Annotated in this window: 26 protein-coding genes and 1 pseudogene; 8 read left to right on the top strand and 19 right to left on the bottom strand. The window is 48.7% G+C overall.

Going from position 1 to position 23,285, the window contains the following annotated elements; all coding sequences use genetic code 11:
• Positions 1-160: 160 nt before the first annotated feature.
• The 5 genes from rplI to lexA all read right to left on the bottom strand — a co-directional run bounded on the left by rplI (position 161) and on the right by lexA (position 2,335).
• Positions 161-610 (bottom strand): 50S ribosomal protein L9, encoded by a 450-nt coding sequence (gene rplI, locus DK423_RS04460; protein ID WP_005576988.1) that lies wholly within the window; start codon positions 608-610, stop codon positions 161-163.
• Between the two features lie 15 nt (positions 611-625).
• The gene (gene rpsR / locus DK423_RS04455; protein ID WP_005555824.1) at positions 626-856 is read right to left on the bottom strand and encodes a 30S ribosomal protein S18; all 231 of its coding nucleotides are present in this window, start codon (positions 854-856) and stop codon (positions 626-628) included.
• A gap of 12 nt (positions 857-868) precedes the next feature.
• Positions 869-1,195: a primosomal replication protein N gene (gene priB / locus DK423_RS04450; RefSeq protein ID WP_005555823.1), complete on the bottom strand. Its 327-nt coding sequence runs from the start codon at positions 1,193-1,195 to the stop codon at positions 869-871.
• Positions 1,182-1,559: a 30S ribosomal protein S6 gene (rpsF, locus tag DK423_RS04445; RefSeq protein ID WP_005555822.1), complete on the bottom strand. Its 378-nt coding sequence runs from the start codon at positions 1,557-1,559 to the stop codon at positions 1,182-1,184. The genes priB and rpsF overlap by 14 nt, the downstream gene beginning before the upstream one ends.
• A 152-nt stretch (positions 1,560-1,711) precedes the next feature.
• Positions 1,712-2,335, bottom strand: coding sequence for a transcriptional repressor LexA (lexA, locus tag DK423_RS04440; RefSeq protein ID WP_005555819.1), 624 nt, complete (start codon positions 2,333-2,335; stop codon positions 1,712-1,714).
• A 193-nt stretch (positions 2,336-2,528) separates the two neighbouring features.
• On the opposite strand from lexA, the gene plsB reads away from it, so the two are divergent.
• Complete coding sequence (gene plsB / locus DK423_RS04435) at positions 2,529-4,967, top strand: glycerol-3-phosphate 1-O-acyltransferase PlsB (protein WP_061885792.1); 2,439 nt, start codon at positions 2,529-2,531, stop codon at positions 4,965-4,967.
• Positions 4,968-5,007: 40 nt separating this feature from the next.
• On the opposite strand, the gene DK423_RS04430 is transcribed toward plsB, so the two are convergent.
• Together DK423_RS04430 and DK423_RS04425 are read right to left on the bottom strand one after the other, a co-directional pair.
• Positions 5,008-6,852 (bottom strand): ABC transporter ATP-binding protein, encoded by a 1,845-nt coding sequence (locus tag DK423_RS04430; RefSeq protein WP_005555814.1) that lies wholly within the window; start codon positions 6,850-6,852, stop codon positions 5,008-5,010.
• Positions 6,853-6,940: 88 nt separating this feature from the next.
• Positions 6,941-7,858, bottom strand: coding sequence for a cupin domain-containing protein (locus DK423_RS04425; RefSeq protein ID WP_005555812.1), 918 nt, complete (start codon positions 7,856-7,858; stop codon positions 6,941-6,943).
• A 103-nt stretch (positions 7,859-7,961) separates the two neighbouring features.
• On the opposite strand from DK423_RS04425, the gene DK423_RS04420 reads away from it, so the two are divergent.
• On the top strand, positions 7,962-8,303 hold the full coding sequence (locus DK423_RS04420) for a carboxymuconolactone decarboxylase family protein (protein ID WP_005555810.1): 342 nt from the start codon (positions 7,962-7,964) through the stop codon (positions 8,301-8,303).
• Between the two features lie 99 nt (positions 8,304-8,402).
• Here DK423_RS04420 and DK423_RS04415 read toward each other — a convergent pair whose 3' ends face one another.
• A complete protein-coding gene (locus tag DK423_RS04415) occupies positions 8,403-9,446 on the bottom strand; it encodes a glycosyltransferase family 9 protein (protein ID WP_061885749.1) in 1,044 nt (347 codons plus the stop codon).
• 89 nt (positions 9,447-9,535) lie between these two features.
• On the opposite strand from DK423_RS04415, the gene DK423_RS04410 reads away from it, so the two are divergent.
• Complete coding sequence (locus DK423_RS04410; protein ID WP_005555806.1) at positions 9,536-10,261, top strand: 3-deoxy-D-manno-octulosonic acid kinase; 726 nt, start codon at positions 9,536-9,538, stop codon at positions 10,259-10,261.
• A gap of 43 nt (positions 10,262-10,304) precedes the next feature.
• Here the strand turns inward: DK423_RS04410 and coaD are convergent, their stop codons facing one another.
• Together coaD and waaA are read right to left on the bottom strand one after the other, a co-directional pair.
• On the bottom strand, positions 10,305-10,790 hold the full coding sequence (gene coaD / locus DK423_RS04405; RefSeq protein ID WP_005555803.1) for a pantetheine-phosphate adenylyltransferase: 486 nt from the start codon (positions 10,788-10,790) through the stop codon (positions 10,305-10,307).
• Complete coding sequence (waaA, locus tag DK423_RS04400) at positions 10,791-12,074, bottom strand: lipid IV(A) 3-deoxy-D-manno-octulosonic acid transferase (protein WP_005555802.1); 1,284 nt, start codon at positions 12,072-12,074, stop codon at positions 10,791-10,793.
• Between the two features lie 98 nt (positions 12,075-12,172).
• Between waaA and DK423_RS04395 the strand changes: the two genes are divergently transcribed.
• Positions 12,173-12,934, top strand: coding sequence for a glycosyltransferase family 2 protein (locus DK423_RS04395; protein WP_109043886.1), 762 nt, complete (start codon positions 12,173-12,175; stop codon positions 12,932-12,934).
• Between the two features lie 65 nt (positions 12,935-12,999).
• Here DK423_RS04395 and nlpD read toward each other — a convergent pair whose 3' ends face one another.
• From nlpD to ftsB, 8 genes are read right to left on the bottom strand one after another with little or no spacing between them, the layout of a single operon-like run.
• On the bottom strand, positions 13,000-14,169 hold the full coding sequence (nlpD, locus tag DK423_RS04390; protein WP_005555798.1) for a murein hydrolase activator NlpD: 1,170 nt from the start codon (positions 14,167-14,169) through the stop codon (positions 13,000-13,002).
• A gap of 16 nt (positions 14,170-14,185) precedes the next feature.
• On the bottom strand, positions 14,186-14,377 hold the full coding sequence (locus DK423_RS04385; protein WP_005555796.1) for a hypothetical protein: 192 nt from the start codon (positions 14,375-14,377) through the stop codon (positions 14,186-14,188).
• 14 nt (positions 14,378-14,391) lie between these two features.
• Positions 14,392-14,967 carry a YqaA family protein gene (locus DK423_RS04380; protein ID WP_061885752.1) on the bottom strand — a complete coding sequence of 192 codons (576 nt, stop codon included), beginning with the start codon at positions 14,965-14,967 and terminating at the stop codon, positions 14,392-14,394.
• A 27-nt stretch (positions 14,968-14,994) separates the two neighbouring features.
• Positions 14,995-15,735, bottom strand: coding sequence for a 5'/3'-nucleotidase SurE (gene surE / locus DK423_RS04375; RefSeq protein WP_005555792.1), 741 nt, complete (start codon positions 15,733-15,735; stop codon positions 14,995-14,997).
• 32 nt (positions 15,736-15,767) lie between these two features.
• On the bottom strand, positions 15,768-16,778 hold the full coding sequence (gene truD, locus DK423_RS04370) for a tRNA pseudouridine(13) synthase TruD (protein WP_032996506.1): 1,011 nt from the start codon (positions 16,776-16,778) through the stop codon (positions 15,768-15,770).
• The gene (gene ispF / locus DK423_RS04365; protein WP_005555788.1) at positions 16,775-17,254 is read right to left on the bottom strand and encodes a 2-C-methyl-D-erythritol 2,4-cyclodiphosphate synthase; all 480 of its coding nucleotides are present in this window, start codon (positions 17,252-17,254) and stop codon (positions 16,775-16,777) included. The genes truD and ispF overlap by 4 nt, the downstream gene beginning before the upstream one ends.
• Positions 17,251-17,946, bottom strand: coding sequence for a 2-C-methyl-D-erythritol 4-phosphate cytidylyltransferase (ispD, locus tag DK423_RS04360; protein WP_005555786.1), 696 nt, complete (start codon positions 17,944-17,946; stop codon positions 17,251-17,253). The genes ispF and ispD overlap by 4 nt, the downstream gene beginning before the upstream one ends.
• Positions 17,946-18,224, bottom strand: a complete 279-nt coding sequence (gene ftsB / locus DK423_RS04355; protein ID WP_005555784.1) for a cell division protein FtsB — start codon at positions 18,222-18,224, stop codon at positions 17,946-17,948. Before ftsB ends, ispD begins: the two co-directional genes overlap by 1 nt.
• A 151-nt stretch (positions 18,225-18,375) precedes the next feature.
• On the opposite strand from ftsB, the gene rpe reads away from it, so the two are divergent.
• From rpe to ftsX, 4 genes are all read left to right on the top strand, one after another.
• Positions 18,376-19,050 (top strand): ribulose-phosphate 3-epimerase, encoded by a 675-nt coding sequence (rpe, locus tag DK423_RS04350; RefSeq protein WP_005555783.1) that lies wholly within the window; start codon positions 18,376-18,378, stop codon positions 19,048-19,050.
• 3 nt (positions 19,051-19,053) lie between these two features.
• Positions 19,054-19,728, top strand: coding sequence for a phosphoglycolate phosphatase (locus tag DK423_RS04345; protein ID WP_005555781.1), 675 nt, complete (start codon positions 19,054-19,056; stop codon positions 19,726-19,728).
• A 276-nt stretch (positions 19,729-20,004) separates the two neighbouring features.
• A complete protein-coding gene (gene ftsE, locus DK423_RS04340) occupies positions 20,005-20,655 on the top strand; it encodes a cell division ATP-binding protein FtsE (protein WP_005555779.1) in 651 nt (216 codons plus the stop codon).
• An 8-nt stretch (positions 20,656-20,663) separates the two neighbouring features.
• A complete protein-coding gene (gene ftsX / locus DK423_RS04335) occupies positions 20,664-21,596 on the top strand; it encodes a permease-like cell division protein FtsX (RefSeq protein WP_005555776.1) in 933 nt (310 codons plus the stop codon).
• Between the two features lie 35 nt (positions 21,597-21,631).
• On the opposite strand, the pseudogene ilvA reads toward ftsX, so the two are convergent.
• Positions 21,632-23,077: pseudogene (gene ilvA, locus DK423_RS11285) on the bottom strand (threonine ammonia-lyase, biosynthetic); the annotation flags it as partial.
• Between the last annotated feature and the right edge of the window lie 208 nt (positions 23,078-23,285).

Here is a 23,285-nt window from a genome sequence, read left to right as displayed (position 1 = left end):
GGTGGAATTTGTGATCCGGATCGTAATTTAGTAAAAAATCGAAGGTATATTGGAGATAAAGAGATCAGGGGGTAACAAAAATGTTCGATAAAATCACCGCACTTTTTGTTGATAATAAAAAACCCGGTGCGATGACCGGGTTTTTTCGTTGAGAATGGAATTATTCAGCAACGATAATCACGTTTAAGTGAGAGAAAACTTCGCCATGGAATTGGAAAGTGACTTCGTGTTCGCCCAATGTACGGATTAAACCGTTTGGTAAACGAACTTCACTTTTCGTCACTTCAACACCTTTTGCAGTGATTGCATCAGCGATGTCGCGGGTACCGATAGAACCGAATAAACGACCTTCATCACCGGCTTTAGAGGCGATGGTTACGGAACCTAACGCTTCTAAACGTTCTGCGCGGTCAACAGCGGCGGCTAATGCTTTGGCTGCTTTTTCTTCTAATTCTGCACGACGTGCTTCGAAGTGTTCAATGTTAGCTTTGGTTGCCATAACCGCTTTTCCTTGTGGGATTAAATAGTTACGGGCATAGCCGGATTTAACATTTACTTGATCGCCCACTTTACCTAAGTGGGCAATTTTATCTAAAAGAATTACTTGCATTTGACCTTCCCCTTCTTAGTGATGATGCATGTCAGAGTAAGGTAATAACGCTAAATAACGTGCGCGTTTGATTGCGCGGGCTAATTGGCGTTGGTACTTCGCACGAGTACCGGTAATACGGCTTGGTACAATTTTGCCGCTTTCTGAAATGTAGTTCTTTAATGTAGCGATATCTTTGTAATCGATTTCAACAACATTTTCCGCTGTGAAACGGCAGAACTTACGACGACGGAAATAACGTGCCATTTGGCTGGTCTCCTAATCTATAAATTCGATTTGCTCGGCGTGTAAGACTAATTGTGCAGACCCATTGTTTAACTGATGGGTGGTTAAAAAACCTTGAATTAATACTTTACTGCCGACCGTAATGCCTTGAGTTTTTTCTACTAATTGATTACCGCTCACCTGAATCGGAATTTTACACCAGGCTTGTCGCGTTAAACTTGCTTCAACCCGGTTTGAACGATGTTCCAATAAAAATTGGCAATGTTCGATTCCGCTCGGACTTTTGCGTCGTTTAAGATTACCGGCAACGATACCGATAATGGATAAACGGTTATCAATGTTGAAATTACTCTTCAGCATCCTCAAAATCGTTGGATTCAACTTCAGTTAAAGCTTTACGATCGTCTTTTGCTTTAACCATTGGGGACGCTTCGGTTACGGCGTGCTTAGTGTGAATAACAAGGCTGCGCAATACAGCATCGTTATAACGGAAAGTCGTTTCTAGCTCGTCGATTACTTGTTGAGGCGCTTCTACATTCATAAGCACATAGTGTGCTTTATGTAATTTGTTAATTGGGTATGCTAATTGACGGCGACCCCAATCTTCCAGGCGATGAATTTGACCGCCGGCTTCTTTTACAGAACCGGTGTAACGTTCAATCATGCCCGGTACTTGCTCGCTTTGGTCCGGATGAACCATAAACACGATTTCGTAGTGACGCATTACTGCTCCTTACGGGTTAATCAGCCTCCAACGTAAGACCAGTCACCAATCTTGTGGAAGCAAGGAACTAATTCGGATGTGACTGAAGGCGCAAATTATACACTGAATCAGGGCTTTTGCAATATAAAGTGCGGTGGATTTTTCCGATGTTTTTACATCCACGCGTTATTGCGAATGATCCCCACGGCAATACCCTCGATTTCAAAATGTGCCGACTGGGTTAGATCCACCACAATGGGCGCAAATTCTTCGTTTTCCGCGTGCAAATAAACCATGGAACCTTTACGCTCCAAGCGTTTTACCGTCACTTCATCTTCAATGCGCGCCACCACAATTTGTCCGTTACGCACGTCTTTGGTGCTGTGCACCGCCAGCAAGTCACCGTCCAGAATGCCCACATCTTTCATAGATTGACCATACACTTTCAGCAGGAAATCCGCTTGTGGTTTGAACATATTGGGATCCACATGATAAGTGCCCTCAATATGCTGCTCGGCTAAAATCGGTTCACCCGCCGCAACGCGTCCGATTAATGGTAAACCGGCTTCTTCTTGGGTGTTATCTTCCTGCAATAAACGAATGCCGCGCGAGGTGCCGGAGACGATTTCAATGACGCCTTTTTTAGCGAGGGCTTTTAGGTGTTCTTCAGCCGCATTAGGGGAGCGAAATCCCAGATCTTTGGAAATTTCCGCACGGGTTGGCGGCATACCGGTAGTTTCAAGGTGATATTTAAGAAAATCATAGACTTCTTGTTGTCGTGCTGTAAGTGGTTTCATAAAATTACCCTGTTATTTTATACATAAATAACTGGTATTATATACAGAAAAAAATAGGGCGCAACTTTTCTTTTGTTAAAATATAACGCGACCTCTCCCTTTCTCTCAGAATTGTGCGGCTTATCACTAATCGGGCCGGATTTTTATGTTAAACTAGCACGAAATTTACCCTCGTAATAAAAGGAAATTTATTATGGCTGCTTTTCTGAATGCTTATCGAAAATTGCTTGAATTGCCATTATCGATCTTAGTGAAGAACAATCCGATTCCCCATAACCCTATTGAAGAATTGGAACTGGATACCTCCCAACCTATCGTTTATGTCTTGCCTTACACCTCTGAAACCGACTTTGTAATTTTCCGAAAAAATTGTTTAAGCATGGGATTGCCGGATCCGTTAGAGCAAAATGAAATCAACGGCAATTTCTTACCGCGCTTTGTATTCCTGGATGAAGGTCGGCGTTTTTTTAAATCCAAAGGCGCGAAAAAAGAAACCACGGCGATTTTCAATAAATACCTGGAATTGCACCGCACTTCTCCTCAGCTAGATGTGCAACTGATCCCTGTTTCCGTGTTGTGGGGGCGTGCGCCGGGGCGTGAGGATAAATCGGGCCTGCCGAATTTACGTCTGTTAAACGGGCTGCAAAAAACCATCGCCGCCTTGTGGTTCGGGCGGGACACCTTCGTGCGTTTTTCACAGGCGGTATCATTGCGTTACATGGCGCGTGAGCATGGCTTTGATCAGAAAATCGCACAAAAATTAGCCCGCGTGGCAAAAATGCACTTTGCCAAACAGCGTATCTCCGCAACGGGTCCGCGCCTGCCGAACCGTCAGGCAATGTTTAATAAATTATTACAACAGCCGGTGATTTTAGCCGCCATTGAAGACGAAGCGAAAAGCAAAAATATCAGCGTGGAGAAAGCCCGCAAAGAAGCGGAAAAAATCCTTGATGAAATTGCCGCAAACGTGAGTTACGAAGGTTTGCGTGTGGCGGATCGTTTTCTGCGTTGGTTGTGGAATAAATTGTATCAGGGCATTGAAGTGGAAAATGCCGATCGTGTGCGTAAACTGGCGTTGGAAGGGCATGAAATCGTCTATGTGCCTTGCCATCGCAGCCATATCGACTATTTATTGCTTTCCTATGTTTTGTATCATCAAGGCTTAGTGCCACCGCATATCGCCGCAGGGATTAACCTGAATTTCTGGCCGGTGGGCGGTATGTTCCGTCGTGGCGGGGCATTTTTTATCCGTCGCACGTTTAAAGGCAACCGCTTGTATTCCACCATTTTCCGCGAATATCTGGCGGAATTGTTCCATCGCGGTTACTCCGTGGAATATTTTATTGAAGGCGGGCGTTCCCGTACCGGTCGTTTACTGGCGCCGAAAACCGGTATGATGTCCATGACTTTGCAGGCGTTACAACAGCAACAAAGCCGTTCGATTACCGTCGTGCCGGTGTATGTGGGTTATGAACACGTTTTGGAAGTGGATACTTACGCGAAAGAATTGCGCGGTGCAGCGAAAGAAAAAGAAAATGCCGGCTTGGTGTTACGTGTGATTAAAAAATTGCGCAATTTAGGCAAAGGCTATGTGAACTTCGGCGAGCCGATTACCTTGAGCAACTATTTGAATCAGCATTTCCCGGAATGGAAAGAGCCTTTGGAAGATCGTCCGCAATGGTTTAACAAAGCGGTGGATGCCGTTTCCAATCAGGTGATGGTGAATATTAACAAAGCCGCCGCCGTGAACGCCATGAACTTAACTGGCACGGCGTTATTGTCCTCCCGCCAACGTGCGTTATCCCGCGAGCAACTGTTGGAGCAACTTTCCAGTTATCAACAATTCCTGCAAAACGTGCCTTATTCCGATGATGTGGTGGTACCGACGGAAAAAGCAGAAATCATGCTCGACCATGTGTTGAGCTTGGATCGCGTGGGCATTTTGCCGGAAAAGGACAATTTCGGTGAAATCGTTCGTTTAGAGCGTTCTTCCGCGGTGTTGATGACCTATTACCGCAACAATATTCAGCATTTATTTGTAGTGCCGTCGCTTGTGGCTAATATCGTGTTGCACTATGAAGCCATTCAGCAAAATTTGGTATTGGAGGCAGTGCTGAAAATTTATCCGTTCCTGCGTAGCGAACTGTTCCTGCATTTTACCCAAGAGCAGTTGGCGGAGCGGGTAGAGCAAATTATCGCCGAATTACAGCGTCAAAATATCATCAAGCACGGTGAAAATATGTTGGCGATTAATAAACCGAACATTCGGATGTTGCAGCTTTGGTCGGCAGGTGTGCGTGAAATCCTACAGCGCTATTACATCACTGTGAATTTACTGCAAAATAACCCGTTGATTTCCCGTGCGAATCTGGAAAAAGAAAGTCAATCTGTGGCACAACGCCTCTCCGTGCTACACGGCATTAATGCACCGGAATTTTTCGATAAAGCCGTTTTCTCTGCGTTTACCAACAGCTTGAAAGAACAGGGTTATTTCAACGAAAGCGGTACCGCCAACACGGAAAAACTACAGGAATTGGCGGACATTCTCACTCATCTCATTTCCACCGAAATTTGCTTAACCATCAACGGCGCAGTGACGAAAATAGAAGAGAAGGAGCTCGAGGAAAGTTAGTTAACTCCGATAAAAGTGCGGTCATTTTAAAAAACGTTTTTTAATCCACGTGCTCACTCAGGAAACCGCCGCTTTGGTGCTGCCACAATTTGGCGTATAAACCGTTTTGCGCCAGCAATTCGGCGTGGGTGCCTTGTTCCACGATTTGTCCGTGATCCAGCACAATCAGGCGATCCATGGCGGCGATGGTGGACAAACGGTGAGCGATGGCAATCACGGTTTTATTATCCATCATTTTATCCAAGCTTTCCTGAATTGCCGCTTCCACTTCGGAATCCAGTGCGCTGGTAGCTTCGTCCAATAACAGAATTGGCGCGTCTTTGAGCATCACGCGGGCGATGGCGATTCTCTGCCGTTGTCCGCCGGACAATTTCACCCCGCGTTCACCCACATGAGCATCGTAGCCGTGACGTCCCTGCGCGTCACTCAGATACGGGATGAAATCCGCCGCTTCGGCACGTTCCGCTGCGTCCAGCATTTCCTGCTCGGTGGCGCTTGGTCTGCCGTACACAATGTTATCGCGCACGGAACGGTGCAACAACGACGTATCCTGCGTCACCAAGCCGATTTGGCTGCGCAAACTTTCCTGTTGCACGTCGATGATATTTTGTCCGTCAATGGTAATGGCGCCCTGCTGCGCTTCGTAGAAACGCAACAATAGATTGACGATAGTGGATTTACCAGCACCGGAACGTCCGATTAAGCCCACTTTTTCGCCCGGTTTAATGGTTAAATTAAAGTGTGTCAACAACGGTTTCACCGGATCGTAGGCAAAGCTCACGTCGTCGAATTTAATTTCGCCATGTGTAACCGTTAACGGCGGACAATTCGGCTTATCCAAAATGGTTTGCTGTTTGGTTAACGTATTCATGCCGTCATTAACCGTTCCGATGTTTTCAAACAGGCGCGCCGATTCCCACATAATCCAGCGTGATAGCCCGTGTACACGCAACGCCATGGCGGTGGCGGTGGCAATGGCACCGACCCCCACCAGTCCTTGTTGCCACAACAATACGCCGATGACGGCGGTACTTAAAATAAGCATCACATTGGTGATATAGGTCAGTGTATCCAGCGAGGTCGCCAAACGCATCTGGTCGTGTACCGTAACCATAAATTCTTCCATAGAACGCTTGGCGTAACCTGCTTCACGGGAACCGTGGGAGAACAGTTTCACCGTGGCGATGTTGGAATAGGCGTCGGTGATGCGTCCGGTCATAAGCGAGCGTGCATCTGCCTGCCGTTCTGCTGTTTTGGCAAGACGCGGGATCAATAAACGCAAAATCGTGACGAACAATACAATCCAGACGATAAAAGGCACGAGGAACCAGCTATCTAATGAGGCAAGTACCAAACCCGATGTAACGAAATATACCACCACATACACCAACACATCCGCGATGGTCAGCACGGTATCGCGTACAGCAAGGGCGGTTTGCATCACTTTGGCGGACACCCGTCCGGCAAATTCGTCCTGATAGAAACTCAGACTCTGCCCCAGCATTAAGCGGTGGAAATTCCAGCGCAAACGCATTGGGAATACCCCTTGCAGGGTTTGCAAACGCACGGCGGAGGATAAAAACAGCAGGAGAATACTGAGGATCAGCAAGCCCGCCATCCCCATAAGTAAATAGCCTTTTTCCTGCCACAAGGTTGCCGGTGTGTAAGCGGTTAACCAATCGACCAGCAAGCCCATAAATTGGAATAGCAACGCTTCCATAATGCCGCCGCCGATGGTAAGTATCGCCAAAAGTAAAATCCAGCGTTTCATGCCGTCGATACTGGACCAAATAAAGCGGAACAAGCCTTTTTCCGGCGTTTTCGGCGCTTGGTCGGGATACGGATTGAGGCGATTCTCAAACCAACTGAAAACTTTTTCAAACATATCTCTTTTTTCCTTAAAAACAAAAGGCAACCAAGTCGTTGCCTTGCAGATTGTGGCGCATTATAGCGTAAATTCCGCTCAACAGATACTAAAGCCCTTCACGCTTTCGATATTGGCTCGGTGTCATGCCGTAAGCCGTTTTAAAGGCTTTACTGAAATGCGCCTCCGATTGATAACCCACTTCCAGCGCAATCACCAACACGCTTTTCTGCGTCTTATTTAATAATAACGCCGCCTGCTGCAAACGCAGTTGAGTCAGAAACTTGCCCGGCGCCATGCCGATAGTATGCTGAAACACACGCATAAAATTCGCCCGCGACATTGCCGCCAATGCTGCCAAGGTATCCATATTCCATGCCTGTTGCGGTGCGTTTAACAATTGTGTTAACACCGGGTTCAAACGCTTATCCTGAAAACCGGCGAGTACCCCTTGATTTAGTTGTTCGTTTTGTAATCCATGACGCAGAATATAAATAAATAACACAGTGACCAGCGAATCAATCAAGGATTTCGCGCCACTACGCGTTTTATCCGCTTCCTGTTGTAACACCTGAATAAGTGGCAACAACGGCGTATCGCGCAAAGATAAATGCAAATACGACGGCAATGCATCAATTAACAGTGATGGTTTGTTGTAGTACAGCATCCCACAGAACATCTTTAAATCCGGCGAATTCTGACCGATATGGTAAACCTTAAATAAATCCTGCTGATCTTCCTGTGCATCAGACGGCGTAATTCGGGTTTGAATAACATTGTCCTGCGCCTCACTGGCAATAAAGTGCGGTCGATTTTGCGGGAGAAAAAAGATGTCACCGGCGTGTAAATGAATCTGTTGATGTTCCAAGGTCAGCCAACAATCACCTTGTTCAATTAAGTGAAAAGCGCCCACGTATTGGTTTTCGTCGGCATCATGTCGCACCTGCCACTCGCCTTGAAACAAACAGCGAATATTCACTTCACCGCTCACCTGCGCTAATTGAATAAGTTTATCTAAGCAATCCATAATGAGATTTTAAATATAAAAGTTAAGACGAATTGGCAAGTATGATACAAGAATTTGCCTATAATTTGTCTCGAAATTTAAAACACATATTAAGGAGAAAATTATGTTTGCAGATTGGAAAAATGATGTGGCCCATGTGAAAAAATCATTCGGCGAATTAGGTAAAAATTATCCGAAAATGTTACAAGCCTACGGTGCATTAGACGCAGCTGCCAGTGAAAGCAATGTGTTAGATGCTAAAACCCGTGAATTAATCGCCCTCGCCGTGGCGGTTACCACTCGCTGTGAAAGCTGTATCGGTGTACATGCCGCCGAAGCGGTCAAAGCCGGCGCAACGGAAGAAGAGGTTGCCGCCGCACTTGCCATGTCCATCGCGTTAAATGCAGGCGCCGCTTACACTTATTCATTACGCGCATTAGAAGCTTACAATACACAAAAAGACTAATTGATTTAGTCAAGATCAAATACAGTCGGCACCTTTTCGGTGCCGATTTTTTTATGGAAAACGTCGTCAAAAATCCATTGGATTTTTTGACCGCACTTTTTATAACAAACCCAACGCCTTCATTTGCACAACGACGTCCTGCACGTCAATTTGCGCCATCAAATTCTTCCCCTTTAGCTTCGTCGCCCAAGGCAGTTGGATGGAAGGCTTGCCATATTCTTGTTGCGCATTTTGTTCATACACGGAAACCACATTAGCGAGGTTGCGGTAAGGGCCGGTGCGCAACGGGTTGTGATAGGCGTATAAACCGATGACCGGCGTGCCTTGCGTGGTGGCGATGTGCGCGGGGCCGGAATCCGGCGAAATCATTAAATCCACTTCGCGAATCAAGGCGGTAAGTTGAGTTAACGTCAATTTGCCCGACGTATCCACCGGTTCAAAATCACATAATGCTTTGATTTCCTTAATCATCGCTAATTCACGGGGGGCAGGTGAGCTACATAAAATCACATTCACATCATGTTGATGGGCAATATTCGCGACCTCGGCATAACGTTCTGCCAGCCAATCTTTTTCTTTTTTGCTGGAACACGGGGAAATCAGCAAATTTTTACGGTTCGGAGCAAGATATTGCCATACCGCCGCCGAATCCGCTTCCGTCACCGGCAAATCCCATTGCGCCGGTGCAGGCGGCACGCCGAGCTCATCGGCGAACGCCATAAAACCGTCCAACACATGCGGGTTGGTCGGATCTTGAATCTGCCGATTCGTAAACAGCCACTGCCCTTCACGCGCCCGCCATTTGCCGAAACCGATGCGATAGTCGGCATGAATCCCAAGGGATAAAATCGATGCGCGAAACGCTGTTTGCATATTAAGTAGTGCGTCAAATCGGCGGTGTTTCAGCTGCCGCCATAAATTCCACACGCCACGCCAACCGCACTTTTTGTCATACACGATAAATTCAATGCCAGTCACGTTGCGCAACAATTGGACCTCGGTTTTGCCGATAATCCAGGTAATTTTCGTGTCTTTCCAATAACATTGAATATGTTGCACCGCCGCCAACGCATGGCAAACATCGCCGATGGCGGACAAACGCAGAATACAAAGGGATTTGGGAGCTTGGGTGAAAAGAGCCATGAGGTTTCCGTTGATCTCGGTTAAATTTGGGAATCGGCGTATTTTAAAGTAGAATGCGCCTATTCGCTATCTCATTTTCATCACTCAACATGTTTGAATTTCAACTCAAAAACGATTTTTTTCTGTTTAATTTCGACCAACCTTTGGCAAACCAAGCGCAATTTTTCGAGGCGGATTTCTGGCGACAACAAAACCGCATTATCGGCTCAGCACAAGGTCGCGGCACCACGTGGTTTCTGCAAACGACGGATTTATTCGGTGTGAACACGGCGCTACGTCATTATTATCGTGGCGGTTTGTGGGGCAAAATCAACAAAGATCGTTATCCTTTCAGCAAATTGGAAAACACCCGCAGCATTGCCGAATTTAATCTGTTAAATCAATTACATCAGGCAGGCTTGCCGGTTCCTAAACCCATCGGCGCACGGGTACGCAAAGGCAACTTAGGCATTTGTTATCAGGCGGATTTATTAAGCGAAAAAATAGAAAATGCCCGCGATCTGACCGCACTTTTACAGACACAAACCCTTGCAGCAAAGCAATGGCAACAAATCGGCGCGCTCATCCGTCGCTTGCACGATTTGCAAATCTGCCACACGGATCTCAACGCTCACAACATCCTGTGCCAACAAACGAACAACGACAATCCATTCTGGCTGATTGACTTCGATAAGTGCGGTGAAAAATCCGGGCATTTTTGGAAAGAGGCCAATCTGCAACGGCTACATCGCTCGTTCAACAAAGAAGTGGCGCGTGTGCACATTCACTTTACCGAACAGAATTGGCAGGATTTGTTGGCGGGCTATTCGGTGTAATTAATGGTATCAAATGGTGTGTTTACACGCACCCTACCTATGTTTACTCACGCAACTCACGCTTTGTCTGCAACGCCTTTAATACCGCAGGCGGGACCAGTTGGCTCATGTCGCCGTTGTGTAGGTAAATTTCGCGGATCATGGTGGAGGAGACGTAAGACCATTGTTCCACCGGCGGGAAAAACAGGCTTTCGACACCGTGGGTAAGCAGGCGGTTAAGATGGGCTAACTGAACTTCATATTCAAAATCCGTAGTGCTGCGCACGCCACGAATAATGGCTTTAACGTCATATTGGGCGATGGTGTGCGCCAGTAAATTATCGAAGCCGATGACTTCCACGCTCGGCAAGTGGGCGCTAGATTGGCGCACCAGTTCCACCCGTTCCGTCAAGCTGAATAACGGCTTTTTGCTCGGGCTTTCCGCCACCGCCACTAAAACGCGCGGGAAAAGCACCGCACTTCGTTCGATAATGTTCAAATGCCCGTTGGTTAACGGGTCAAAGGTGCCGGGATAAATTACCGTGGTCATCTAATTTGCCTCGTTCAAATAAGGTTTTAATAAATCCACAACGCGTTGCAATGCGCCGCGATTCTCATTTAATACCGCATAACCGGCATTGCCGTAGCGTTCGCCCAATGTTGGCGATGATAAAAATCGTGCCACCCCCTCCGCCACTGCCTGCGGATTTTCCTCCGCTATCACGACACCCTGGCGTTCAATTAATTTGCCGAACACGTCAGGGAAATTAAAGATGTGCTTACCGCTGATCACCGGCAACTTAAATGCCAAAGGTTCTAACGGATTATGTCCGCCGTGCACCACCAAACTGCCACCCACCAATGCCACGTTCGCCATGCCATACAACAACATTAACTCGCCCATGGTATCGCCGAGCAACACCTGTGTTTCCGCCTGTGGCACGGCATGGCTGCTGCGACGAATGTAATGAAACTCCTGCTGTTCAATGAGCTGCGCCACCGAATTAAAACGCTCGGGATGACGTGGCACCAGAATCAGCAATAAATCGGGATAATGCGCCAATAAAGTGCGGTGGCTTTTTAAGATGATTTCATCTTCGCCTTCGTGGGTGCTGGCGGCGATCCAAATGGGGCGTTGCGTGTTCCATTGCGCTTTTAACGTCGCGATTTGACTTAACAACGCGTCCGTTAAATTTAAATCGTATTTAATGTTGCCTGTGAGCTTTAAACGTTCGGGCGCAATGCCTAATTGAGCATAACGCGCCAGACTCACGTCATCCTGCGGGGCAATCAAGCTGATGTTATCCAACAGCGGTTTTAGCTGATTTTTAAACCGGCCGTAACGCTTGGCGGAACGCGCCGATAAGCGGGCATTCACGATAATAAACGGAATTTTTCGTTGCGCTAAGTGATGAATCAGGTTAAACCACAGCTCCGTTTCAATGACAAGCACCAGACGCGGCTGTACAAAGCGAATAAAACGGGCGACCGCATCGGGCAAATCATAAGGCAAATAAACGTGGGTGACGCTCTCGCCGAAAACCGCCTTGACGCGATCGGAGCCGGTGGGCGTCATGGTCGTCACGGAGATCGCCAAATGCGGGTAATCTTGTTGAATGCGTTTAATTAATGGCACGGCTGCGATCACCTCGCCCACCGACGCGGCATGAATAAGCACGCCGTTGGGTTTCGGTGCGGGCAATTCGCTGTAAAACGCGTAACGTTCGCCTAAACGTTTGCGGTAATTAGGCGCTTTGAGGCTACGAAACAGCACCGAAAGCCACAAAAAAGGCTGCACAAGATACATTAAACAGGTATAAAAAAAACGTAACATAGAAAATACGCTGGCTTATGTTAGAATTGCGAATATTTCATAATGATAAACAAGCGCTTAGTATAAGCGTTTGCGGCAGATTCACAAAGGATAAAAATATGCCTACCATCAGCGTTGCAATGATTGTCAAAAACGAGGCGCACCACCTCGTATCGTGTCTGGATACGGTGAAAGATTGGGTGGATGAAATCGTCATTTTAGATTCCGGCAGCACGGACGACACGCAGCGCATCGCCGAGCAATATCACGCCAAGTTTTATCAAAACACCGACTGGCAGGGCTTCGGCAAACAACGGCAATTAGCCCAACACTATGTCACCGGCGATTATGTGTTGTGGCTGGACGCCGACGAACGGGTCACGCCGGCATTACGTCAATCCATTCAAAATGCCATAGAGCAAGACGCGCCGAATACGGCATATCAAATCCCGCGCTTAAGTGAAGTGTTCGGCAGCCAAATTCGCCATTCCGGCTGGTATCCCGATTATGTCATTCGCCTGTATCGTACGGATTTCGCATGCTACGGTGATCAACTGGTCCACGAAAAAGTGGAATTGCCCGCCAATGCCGACATTCAAAAATTAAACGGGGATCTGTTGCACTACACTTATCAGGATATTCACCATTATTTGGTGAAATCCGCCGGCTATGCCAAAGCCTGGGCGGATCAACGGGAAAGCGCCGGTAAAAAAGCCACCTTATGGCAAGGCATCAGCCACGCCATCGGCTGTTTTGTCAAAATGTATTTTATCCGATTGGGATTTTTAGACGGCAAAGCGGGGTTACTGCTGGCTATTCTCTCGGCACATTCAACGTTTGTAAAATATGCGGATTTGTGGGTGCGGACGAGGGGGAAATAGGGTGAAAAAGTGCGGTCCGAAAAACACTTAAATTTCTGACCGCACTTTTTGTTGTGTTTTGTCGATTAACGACGTGGGAGATAACGCAGCGGATCCACGGATTTGCCTTTGTAGCGGATTTCAAAGTGCAGTTTAACGCCGTTGGTGCCGGTGCTGCCCATTTTGGCGATTTGCTGACCGGCTTTGATTTCCTGCTGGTCTTTTACCAAAATACTGTCGTTGTGGGCGTAGGCGCTGAGGAAATCATCGTTGTGTTTGATGATGATCAGGTTGCCGTAACCGCGTAAGGCGTTACCCGCGTAAACCACGCGACCTGCCGCTGCGGCATTGACTGCTTGTCTGCGAGAACCACTGATGTCGATGCCTTTGTTGCCGCCGTCGGCGTTAGAGAAACCTTGAATCACATTGCCGTTGGTCGGCCAACGCCATGCCACGTTGGAGACTACCGGTGCGGTATTCACTTGGGTTATCGGCTGATTGGTTGCCGGTGCAGCAGTGCCTACGCCGGCTTTGATCGGGCCGGTAATGGTACCGTCAGAGCCATATTGTGTGCCATTTGCACCCGGGGTATAAGTCACGGTCGGTTCACTGCCTTGCGTAGCCGGTGGGGTGACCGTCGGTTGCATTTGCGGCGCAGCTTGCGTTTGTGCCGTAGTCGTTGCACCGCGGCTAACTTTTAGAGTTTGTCCGACGCTTAAGCTGTAAGGTTCGGACATATTATTCAACGCCGCCAATTCTTTCACGTCCAAACCGGAAATATAGGCGATAAGGAACATGGTATCACCTTTGCGTACGGTGTAGCTTGCACCTTTGTAGAAGCCTTTATTGATTTGGCTGTAATCCGGTGCATTCGTAGTCGGATTGCGTGGAATGGTGAAATCCTGGGATGCCTGTTGCGGTTGATTTTGCACCGCGGGTTGGGTTTGTTGAACCGGCTGTGTTTGCGGTGCAGGCTGTTGATACGTCGGTTGGAAATTCGGCTGCGGAGTGGCTTGTGCGCCAGTCGCCTGTGGATTATTCGGTTGGGCAATCGGACCGTTCATGGAAGCGGGTACATGGCCTTGTTGAATTTGCGGTTCCCATGTGCTATTGCCGCCATCGGTTGAACCGTCCACCGGTTGCATGATTCCCGGGGATAAAGTGCCGTCGGCGTTTTCCACCGGTGCCGGTGTATTCGAAGTACAGGCCGCTAACACGGCAATGCTGATCGGTAACAGTAAAAAAGAGCTTTTCATTTGTCGGATTCCTTAATTATTGCATATTGATTGGCATACTTTGTTGTTGAATTTCAGGCACCCAGCTGCCGCCTGCGATAGCACCGGTGCCTTCCACCGGTTGCATAATGCCCGGCGGCAGATCGTTCTCGTCTTTCGGTATCTCACTATGTGAAGAACAAGCCGCTAACGTTAACGACATAGACAGTAACAGAATCAGTTTATTCATTTTCGTGACCTTACTTAACGTAAAATTAAATACGCGATGACGGCTAACACTACCACCGACCAACCGATGAATTCGATAGATTTGCGTAATTTGGCAGCAAATTTTTCACCGCCCCAAGCGGCTAATTTGGCGACCAGTAAGAACCGCGCCGCACGGGAAACAAACGCGGTAATTACGAATGGTATAAACGCCATTTGCATCACGCCCGCGCAAATGGTGAACACTTTGTACGGAATCGGCGAAAATCCGGCTACGAACACCACCAACACGCCCCAGCGTTCAAACCAGTGAATGGTGGTTTGCCATGACGCCTGATAGCCCCATTGGGTAATGTAATGTTCGACCAAATTAAAAGCATAATAGCCTAATGCGTAACCTATCATACCGCCGAGCACGGAGGCTGTGGCAGTAAACATGGCAAATTTTACCGCGCTTTGCGGTTTTGACATGGACATCGGAATTAACATCACATCCGGCGGAATCGGGAAGAAAATCGCCTCAATAAAACTCACGAAAGATAACCAGAATGGCGCGAAACGATGTTTCGACCATTGCATGGTTTTGTCGTACATGGCGCCAAATAGCTTCATCTTGCATTCCTGTCTTAAAAGGTTGCATTATTCACTTTCTAACCAACGTTGTAAAGCGCTGATTGAGTGGTGTGCGGTCATATCCACCTGAATCGGCGTAATGGAAACATAACCGTTTTTTATCGCATGAAAATCGGTGCCTTCGCCTTCATATTCCGGCAAGCCGCTGAGCCCGATCCAGTACATATCCTCACCGCGCGGGCTTTGTTGTTTAATCACTTCGGCGGCGGAAGAACGATAACCCAAATGGCAAACTTTAATGCCTTTCAGTTCTTCATAAGGCACATCCGGCACGTTAATGTTCAGGATTTCGTGTTTGCCTAATAATTGGGCGTGTAATTTCGGCACCAAATCACATACCACGCGCGCCGCCGTTTCAAAATATTGGCGGCCGTCGAGCGATACCGCAATGGACGGCAAACCCAGATGGCGTCCTTCAAACGCCGCCGCGACGGTGCCGGAATACAGCACGTCATCGCCTAAATTGGCACCGGCGTTGATGCCGGAAATGACCAAATCAATGCGCCCGGAAAGAAAGCCGTTCAGCGCAATATGTACACAATCCGCCGGGGTGCCGTTGACGCAATAATCGCCGCTTTCCAAATGTAACGGATACAACGGCTTTACCAAGGTTAAGGAACTGGAGGCGGCACTGCGGTTGCTGTCCGGTGCGACAATGGTCACATTGGCGATTTTACGCAACGCTTCCGCCATCACACGAATGCCCGGCGCGTGAATGCCGTCATCGTTACTTAATAAAATATTCATATTCTTGTTATTCCTGTTTTTCTTCTCGTTTTTTAGTTTTCGACATTCACCAGCTCGCGTACCAACGCCGTGGCGTAACTGCCTGCCGGCAAATAAAACTTAAGGCGCAAGCCGTTCGGCTCAAACTGCCACTGGAACTGTTGCGCCTGCATTAAAATCGGGCGGCGCGCGGCTTTCACGCGTTCCTGCCGCATTAAATGGAACAATGCCTGGTGTGCGGCAAAAATTTCATTCTCAAAATCCACCGCACTTTTACCCTCGTCGCCGATAAGCGGCGCGGTAAGCAAAATATCCCGTTGTGTCAAGCGTTGTTGTAGTTGCGTCAAATCTTCCGACGCGTCCGCCACGAACCAACTGTGCGAACCGTTCAGTTGCAAAACGTCTCCCTTTAAGACCTGCTGCGCCAGATTGAGTTCAATACGTTTGGCGACGATTAAATTGAAAATCTCGCTGCGGGCGGCGGAAAGATAGAAACTGCGCTTGTTGCGATCTTTCACTTTGATTTCGCCCGCCGCCCAGCGCAGGGCTTGGGTGAGGTTGTTGCCGTCGCGCCCGAAGCGCTGTTCGGTGAAATAATTGGGGAAGCCGTTTTTTGCCAGAAAATCCAACCGCACTTTAAGTTCATCGGTTTCTTCCGCCTGGCGCAGCAAAATCTCAAAATGATTGCCTTGCAGACTGCCGATACGAATTTTGCGTTGGTGGCGGGTCACTTCAAGAATTTCCACGCCTTCAAAGTGAAATTGAGTGAAATTCGGCGTCGGTTGCCCGGGCATTTGCAGGCTGAACCATTGTTCGGTGACGGCTTTGCGATCTTTCAAGCCGGCGTAACTCATGTTGCGTGCCGAAATGCCGGCGAATTTCGCCAGTTGCTCGCCCACAAATAAGGTGTTGCAATCGGTTTTGCGTATTTTGACCGCCACGAATTCGCCGTCGCCGCTCATGTCGTAGCCCAGTTGCTCTTTGACGATAAAATCCGCGCATTCCGCTTTTAAAAGTGCGGTCTGTTTTGGCGGCGTTTTTTGCAGATAGGCGAGTTCCATCATGGCTTACGCACCAACAACGCCACCGCTTCGCAGGCAATGCCTTCACCGCGACCGGTAAACCCGAGTTTTTCCGTGGTAGTGGCTTTGACATTCACCTGTTCCATGTCGCACGCCAAATCCTGTGCAATCAGGGCGCGCATGGCGTCGATATGCGGGCGCATTTTCGGCGCCTGGGCGATGATGGTGACATCCACGTTGCCCACGCAATAGCCTTTCTGCTGCACTTGCGTGTAGGCTTCGCGCAATAATACGCGGCTGTCCGCGCCTTTGTATTGCATATCCGTATCGGGGAACAGTTTGCCGATGTCGCCCAATGCCGCCGCGCCGAGTAACGCGTCGGTTAGCGCGTGTAACGCTACATCGCCGTCGGAGTGGGCGATAAAGCCTTTATCAAAGGGAATGGTGACGCCGCCGATAATGAGCGGGTTGTCGGTGCCGAACGCGTGCACGTCAAAGCCATGGCCGATTCGTATCATGTTGTCTTCCTCGTTAAGTAAAATGCCGCCAGCGCCAAATCTTCCGGGCGGGTGACTTTAATGTTATCGCTGCGTCCCGCCACCAAGTGCGGTCGAAATCCCGCGAGTTCCATGGCGGAGGCTTCGTCGGTGACGGCAAACTGCTGCTGTTTGGCGCGGGTTAAAGCGTCGCGTAATAAATCCGCGCGGAAAAATTGCGGGGTTTGCGCCAACCACAATTGGCTGCGATCTTCCGTGCGGGCAATTTGTTGCGAAGGCAGGGCGCGCTTGATGGTATCCGTCGCCGGAATGGCGAGAATGGCGCCGTTATCATCCTGAATCTCAAGTAATTTATCCAAATCGTCGTGGGTTAAACAGGGACGCGCCGCGTCATGCACCATCACCCAGACATCGGCATCGCTGTCCTGCACGGCATTCAAGCCGTTTAACACGGAATCGGCACGGGTTTCACCGCCTTCCACCAACTGAATTTTCGGGTTTTGGCTGAGATTAAGTTGGTCAAGGTAAGGATCATCGGCGGCGACCGCCAGCACGATTCGGCTGATGGGCGGATAAGCCAACAGTATGTTTAGGGTGTGCTGCAAAATCGGCTGTCCGTGAATGTGAAGATATTGTTTCGGTTTGTCCGCCTGCATTCGACTGCCGACGCCGGCAGCCGGTACCATGGCGATAATCTTGCGGGTTGAGGTCATTATTTGTGTTCTTTGACGATGTGATAAAAGGTTTCGTTCGGTTTCACCATTTCATGCTGCAGGCGGGCGCGTTCTTCAATGGCGTCCACTCCTTCTTTTAAGTCTTTGATTTCCGCCGCAATAATTTGATTGCGCTGGGAAAGTTTTTCGTTTTCCTGCTGGTGTACGGCGATTTCTTTGGTGGTGTTTTGGTAGTCCGCATACCCGTTCTTACCGAACCAAAAATCGTACTGAAACAGCAATAAAACCGCTATTAAAAGAGAAATAAATAAACGCATAAAAAACCGCTAAATCGAAAAAAAATTGCGCCTAGTTTACCTTGAATCGCGTCAAAATGCGACATCGCCCGCCCGACGCGGAATAATTTCTTAAAAATCGGGTTATATCGTAGTAAGATAAGGCAATTTTGACAGCTTGAGAGGTGAGACCATGAAACCCTATTTAATTGCGCCTTCCATTCTTTCCGCCGACCTTGCCCGCTTGGGCGAAGACGTGGAAAAGGTTTTAAAGTGCGGTGGCGATGTGATTCATTTTGATGTGATGGACAACCATTATGTGCCGAATTTAACCTTCGGCCCCGCCGTGTGTAAAGCCTTACGCGATTACGGCATTCGTGCACCCATCGACGTACATTTGATGGTGAAACCGGTGGATCGCATTATTCCCGATTTCGCCAAAGCCGGCGCCAGCTACATTACTTTCCACCCCGAAGCCTCCGAACATATTGACCGCACTTTACAGCTCATTCGCGACTGCGGTTGCAAATCCGGTTTGGTCTTCAACCCCGCCACGCCGTTAAGCTATTTGGATTATGTGATAGACAAAGTGGATATTATTCTGCTGATGTCGGTAAACCCGGGTTTCGGCGGGCAATCGTTCATTCCGGCGACCCTGGATAAACTCAAACAGGCAAGAAAACGCATTGATGACAGCGGCTTTGATATTCGTCTGGAAGTGGATGGCGGCGTGAAAGTCTCCAACATCGCCGAGGTGGCGCGTGCCGGTGCGGATATGTTTGTTGCCGGCTCGGCGATTTTTGATCAGCCGGATTATCAAAAAGTCATTGATGAAATGCGTCAACAGTTAGCCACAGTAGGAAAATAAAGCATGACAGGACAATTTAAATTAATCGGTTTTGATTTGGACGGCACGCTGGTGGACAGCCTGCCGGATTTAGCGTTATCGGTGAACTCGGCATTGGCGGAATTCGATTTGCCGCAAGCACTGGAAGCGTTGGTGCTGACCTGGATTGGTAACGGCGCGCAGATTTTAATCGCCCGCGCCTTGGAATGGGCGACGGCGCAATCGGGCAAAACCTTAACGGAAGCGCAGATTGCCACGTTGAAAGAACGTTTTAATGTGTTTTACGGCGAAAACATCTGCAACCGCAGCCGTTTATTTCCGAATGTCAAAGACACCCTGCAAAAACTCAAAGCCAAAGGCTACCGCTTGGCGGTGGTTACCAATAAACCGACCCAACACACCCGCCCCGTATTAAAGGCGTTCGGTATCGAGGACTTATTTGAGGAAGTGCTGGGCGGTCAGTCCTTGCCGGCAATCAAACCGCATCCCGGCCCGTTGTTCTATTTATGCGGCAAATTCGGCTTGTATCCGAAACAAGTGCTGTTCGTGGGCGATTCCCGCAACGACATTATTGCCGCGCACAATGCCGGCTGCCCGGTGGTGGGGTTAACTTACGGTTATAACTACAACATCCCGATTGCCGAATCCCACCCGGATTGGGTGTTTGAGGATTTTGCGGAATTGTTGACGATGGTTTAATGGATAGTCTGTTTTGACTGTAATTATCATTTTATCAACGTTCTGATTCTTGCCTTCCCCTGTTTGCGGGGAGGGGGACATATCGCGTTTTGAGCTCCGACTTTGCCGACGACCCCGAAGGGGATAGCAAGTGAAGAATGAACTTGCGAATAACTTGTTCCGAAGAGACGGAAAGGAAAATACCTAAATTTTCTACCGCACTTTCCCCCTCAGCCTTCGGCAGCTCTCCCCGTAAATGGAGGGAGCCAAGATTGACATAACATATTAGAGAAAAAAATGATTCGATTTGCAAATGTGAGTAAAGCTTATTTGGGCGGGAAGCCTGCCCTGCAAGGGTTAAGCTTTCATTTACCGGTAGGCAGTATGACCTACCTGGTGGGGCATTCAGGCGCGGGGAAAAGTACCCTGCTGAAATTGATTATGGGCATGGAGCGCGCCAATGGCGGACAAATTTGGTTTAACGGGCACGACATCACCCGTTTATCCCGTCACGAAGTACCGTTTTTGCGTCGTCAAATCGGCATGGTGCACCAAGATTACCGGTTATTGCCCGATCGTTCGGTGTTGGATAACGTCGCCTTGCCGTTGATTATCGCCGGGCAACATCCGAAAGATGCGCACAGTCGCGCCCTGGCGGCGTTGGATCGTGTGGGATTGCGCGATCGTGCCAATCATTTGCCGGCGCATTTGTCCGGCGGGGAACAGCAACGTATTGATATTGCCCGCGCGGTGGTGCATAAACCGCAGTTATTGCTGGCGGACGAGCCGACCGGCAACTTGGACGGCGCCTTATCTTTAGAAATTTTCAATTTATTTGAAGAATTTAACCGCCTCGGCATGACGGTGTTAATCGCCACCCATGACATCGGCATCGTGCAACAAAAACCGAAACCTTGCTTAGTACTTGAGCAAGGCTATTTACGCTAGGAGGCGCCATGAATTCCCGTCGTATGAGTTCTTTTGGCGTGCAAAGCCTGTATGTGTTGCGTGCCGTGCTGGCGGATTTGTTGAAACGCAAGTTCGCCATGCTGTTAACGGTGCTGGTGATCGCCGTGTCGCTCACGATTCCTACCGTCAGTTATCTGCTTTGGAAAAACATTCATCACGCCACCACGCAGTTTTATCCGGAAAGCGAATTAACCGTGTATTTGCATAAAAACCTGTCGGAAGAAGACGCCAATTTAGTGGTGGAAAAAATCCGTCAGCAAGAAGGTGTGGAATCCCTCAATTACATTTCCCGTCAGGACAGCCTGAACGAGTTCCGTCATTGGTCGGGGTTTAGCGAAGAATTAGATGTGCTGGACGATAACCCGCTGCCCGCCGTGGTAATGATTAAACCGACGAAGGAATTTAACGAATCGCAAAAACGCAACGAATTGCGTACCACCTTAGATAAAATCAAAGGGGTGCAGGAAGTGCGGTTGGATAACGACTGGCTGGAAAAACTGACCGCGCTGATCTGGCTGGTGGCACATGTGGCGATTTTCTGTACCGTGCTGATGGCGATCGCCGTTTTCTTGGTCATCGGCAACAGCATTCGCGCCGACGTTTACAGCAACCAAGCCAACATTGAAGTGATGAAACTGCTCGGCGCCACCGATCAATTCATCCTCCGCCCGTTCCTCTACACCGGCATGATTTACGCCGTGCTCGGCGGTCTGTTTGCCTGCATTTTCAGCAGCCTGACCATCGGCTATTTCACCGGCGCCGTGAAATACGTCACCGACATTTTCGCTGTCAGCTTCAATTTAAACGGCTTAGGATTAGTAGAATTCTTATTCCTGCTGATCGTCTGCACCATCATGGGCTACATCGGCGCCTGGTTATCGGCAACGCGCTATATTCGGTTGTTGGATAAGAAAGGTTAAGGAATAGAAAGTGCGGTTGATTTTACATGAGTTTTTTAACATAGAAAATAGCGATAGGATTTGCTGTCGGTGACGTCCTGATAAACGTAGCCCAGTTGTTCTAACGCCTGTTCAAATTCGGCACTGTTACCTTTTTCTAACTGGAAGCCGGCGAGAATGTTGCCGTAATCCGCCCCGTGGGCGCGGTAGTGGAACAGCGAAATGTTCCAGCGGGTACCGAGGGTTTCGAGGAATTTCAGCAATACGCCTTTTTGTTCCGGAAACTCAAAGGTGTAAAGGCGCTCGTCATGGTCGGCGACCCGTCCGCCCATTAAATAGCGCACATGGGTTTTGGCGATGTCGTCGTCGGACATATCTTCCACATCGAAGCCGTTTTGCGTGAGATTGGCGATGATGTCGGCTTTTTCCGCTTCATCTAGGGTACGAACTCCGACGAACACGCAAGCACATTTGTCATCGGCATAGCGGTAGCTGAATTCGGTCACTGCACGGCTGCCCAATACATGGGCGAATTTTAAGAAGCTGCCCAGTTGCTCCGGTATGGTGACGGCAAGCAAGGCTTCGCGGTTTTCGCCGATTTCGCAACGTTCGGACACATAAAGCAGGGTGTGGAAATTCAAATTGGCGCCGGATAAAATCGCCGCCATGTTTTTGCCCTGGATATTGTGTTTTTTCACATATTTTTTCAAGCCGGCAAGACCGAGAGCACCGGAGGGTTAAGACACCGCACGCACATTTTCAAACAGATCTTTCATGGCGGCGCACACTTCATCACTGTCCACCAGCACCATATCATCAATGTATTGTCGGCATAAACGGAAGGTTTCGTTGCCGATACGTTTGACCGCCACGCCGTCGGCAAATAAGCCCACGTACGCTAAATCCATCGGTTCGCCTTTTTCCAACGCGGCATTGAGGCAGGCTGAATCTTTGGATTCCACACCGATGATTTTAATGTCCGGCATAAACTGCTTCAATAAAATCGCTATACCAGCCGCCAAACCGCCGCCGCCCACTTGCACGAAGACGTAATCCAAGTCCGCCACTTGCTGTAACATTTCCATAGCAAGCGTGCCTTGCCTGGCAATCACCAACGGGTGATCAAAAGGTGGGATAAAAGTCATATGTTTTTGTTCGGCGAGTTCAATGGCTTTCGCTTTGGCTTCATCGAAATTTGCACCGTGTAGCAACACTTCGCCACCGAACCCACGCACCGCATCCACTTTAATGCTCGGCGTGTTTTGCGGCATCACGATGAGGGCTTTTAAGCCAAGCTGTTTCGCTGATAATGCCACGCCTTGCGCATGGTTTCCTGCCGAAGCCGCAATTACGCCCGCCGCTTTTTGTTCCGGCGAAAGGCTGGAGATCATGGCGTACGCGCCACGCAGCTTAAAACTGTTTACCGGTTGGCGATCTTCCCGTTTGATCCAGATGTTATTGTGGAGGCGTTCGGACAATTTGCCTATTTTTTGTAGCGGTGTGAAAAATTTGATCTGCCCCCCAAAAGTTGGACATCACAACCAACCAGTTAAAGTGCAGATTTTTATGGGTAAACATTATTCAATCGAATTCAAACATCACATTGTCAAACTTGTCTTAGAAGAACATTGGGGCATTCGTGAAGCCGCACAACACTTCCATATTGCCGCCCATTCTTCCGTTGTTGTCCGGTTGCAACGCTTTGAAAAA

It is taken from the genome of Aggregatibacter actinomycetemcomitans (genome assembly GCF_003130205.1).
In the GTDB taxonomy this organism is placed as follows: Bacteria; Pseudomonadota; Gammaproteobacteria; order Enterobacterales; family Pasteurellaceae; genus Aggregatibacter; species Aggregatibacter actinomycetemcomitans_A.
The sequence above is the reverse complement of the archived record's forward strand: the minus strand, read 5'-3'. Positions and strand labels throughout refer to the sequence as shown.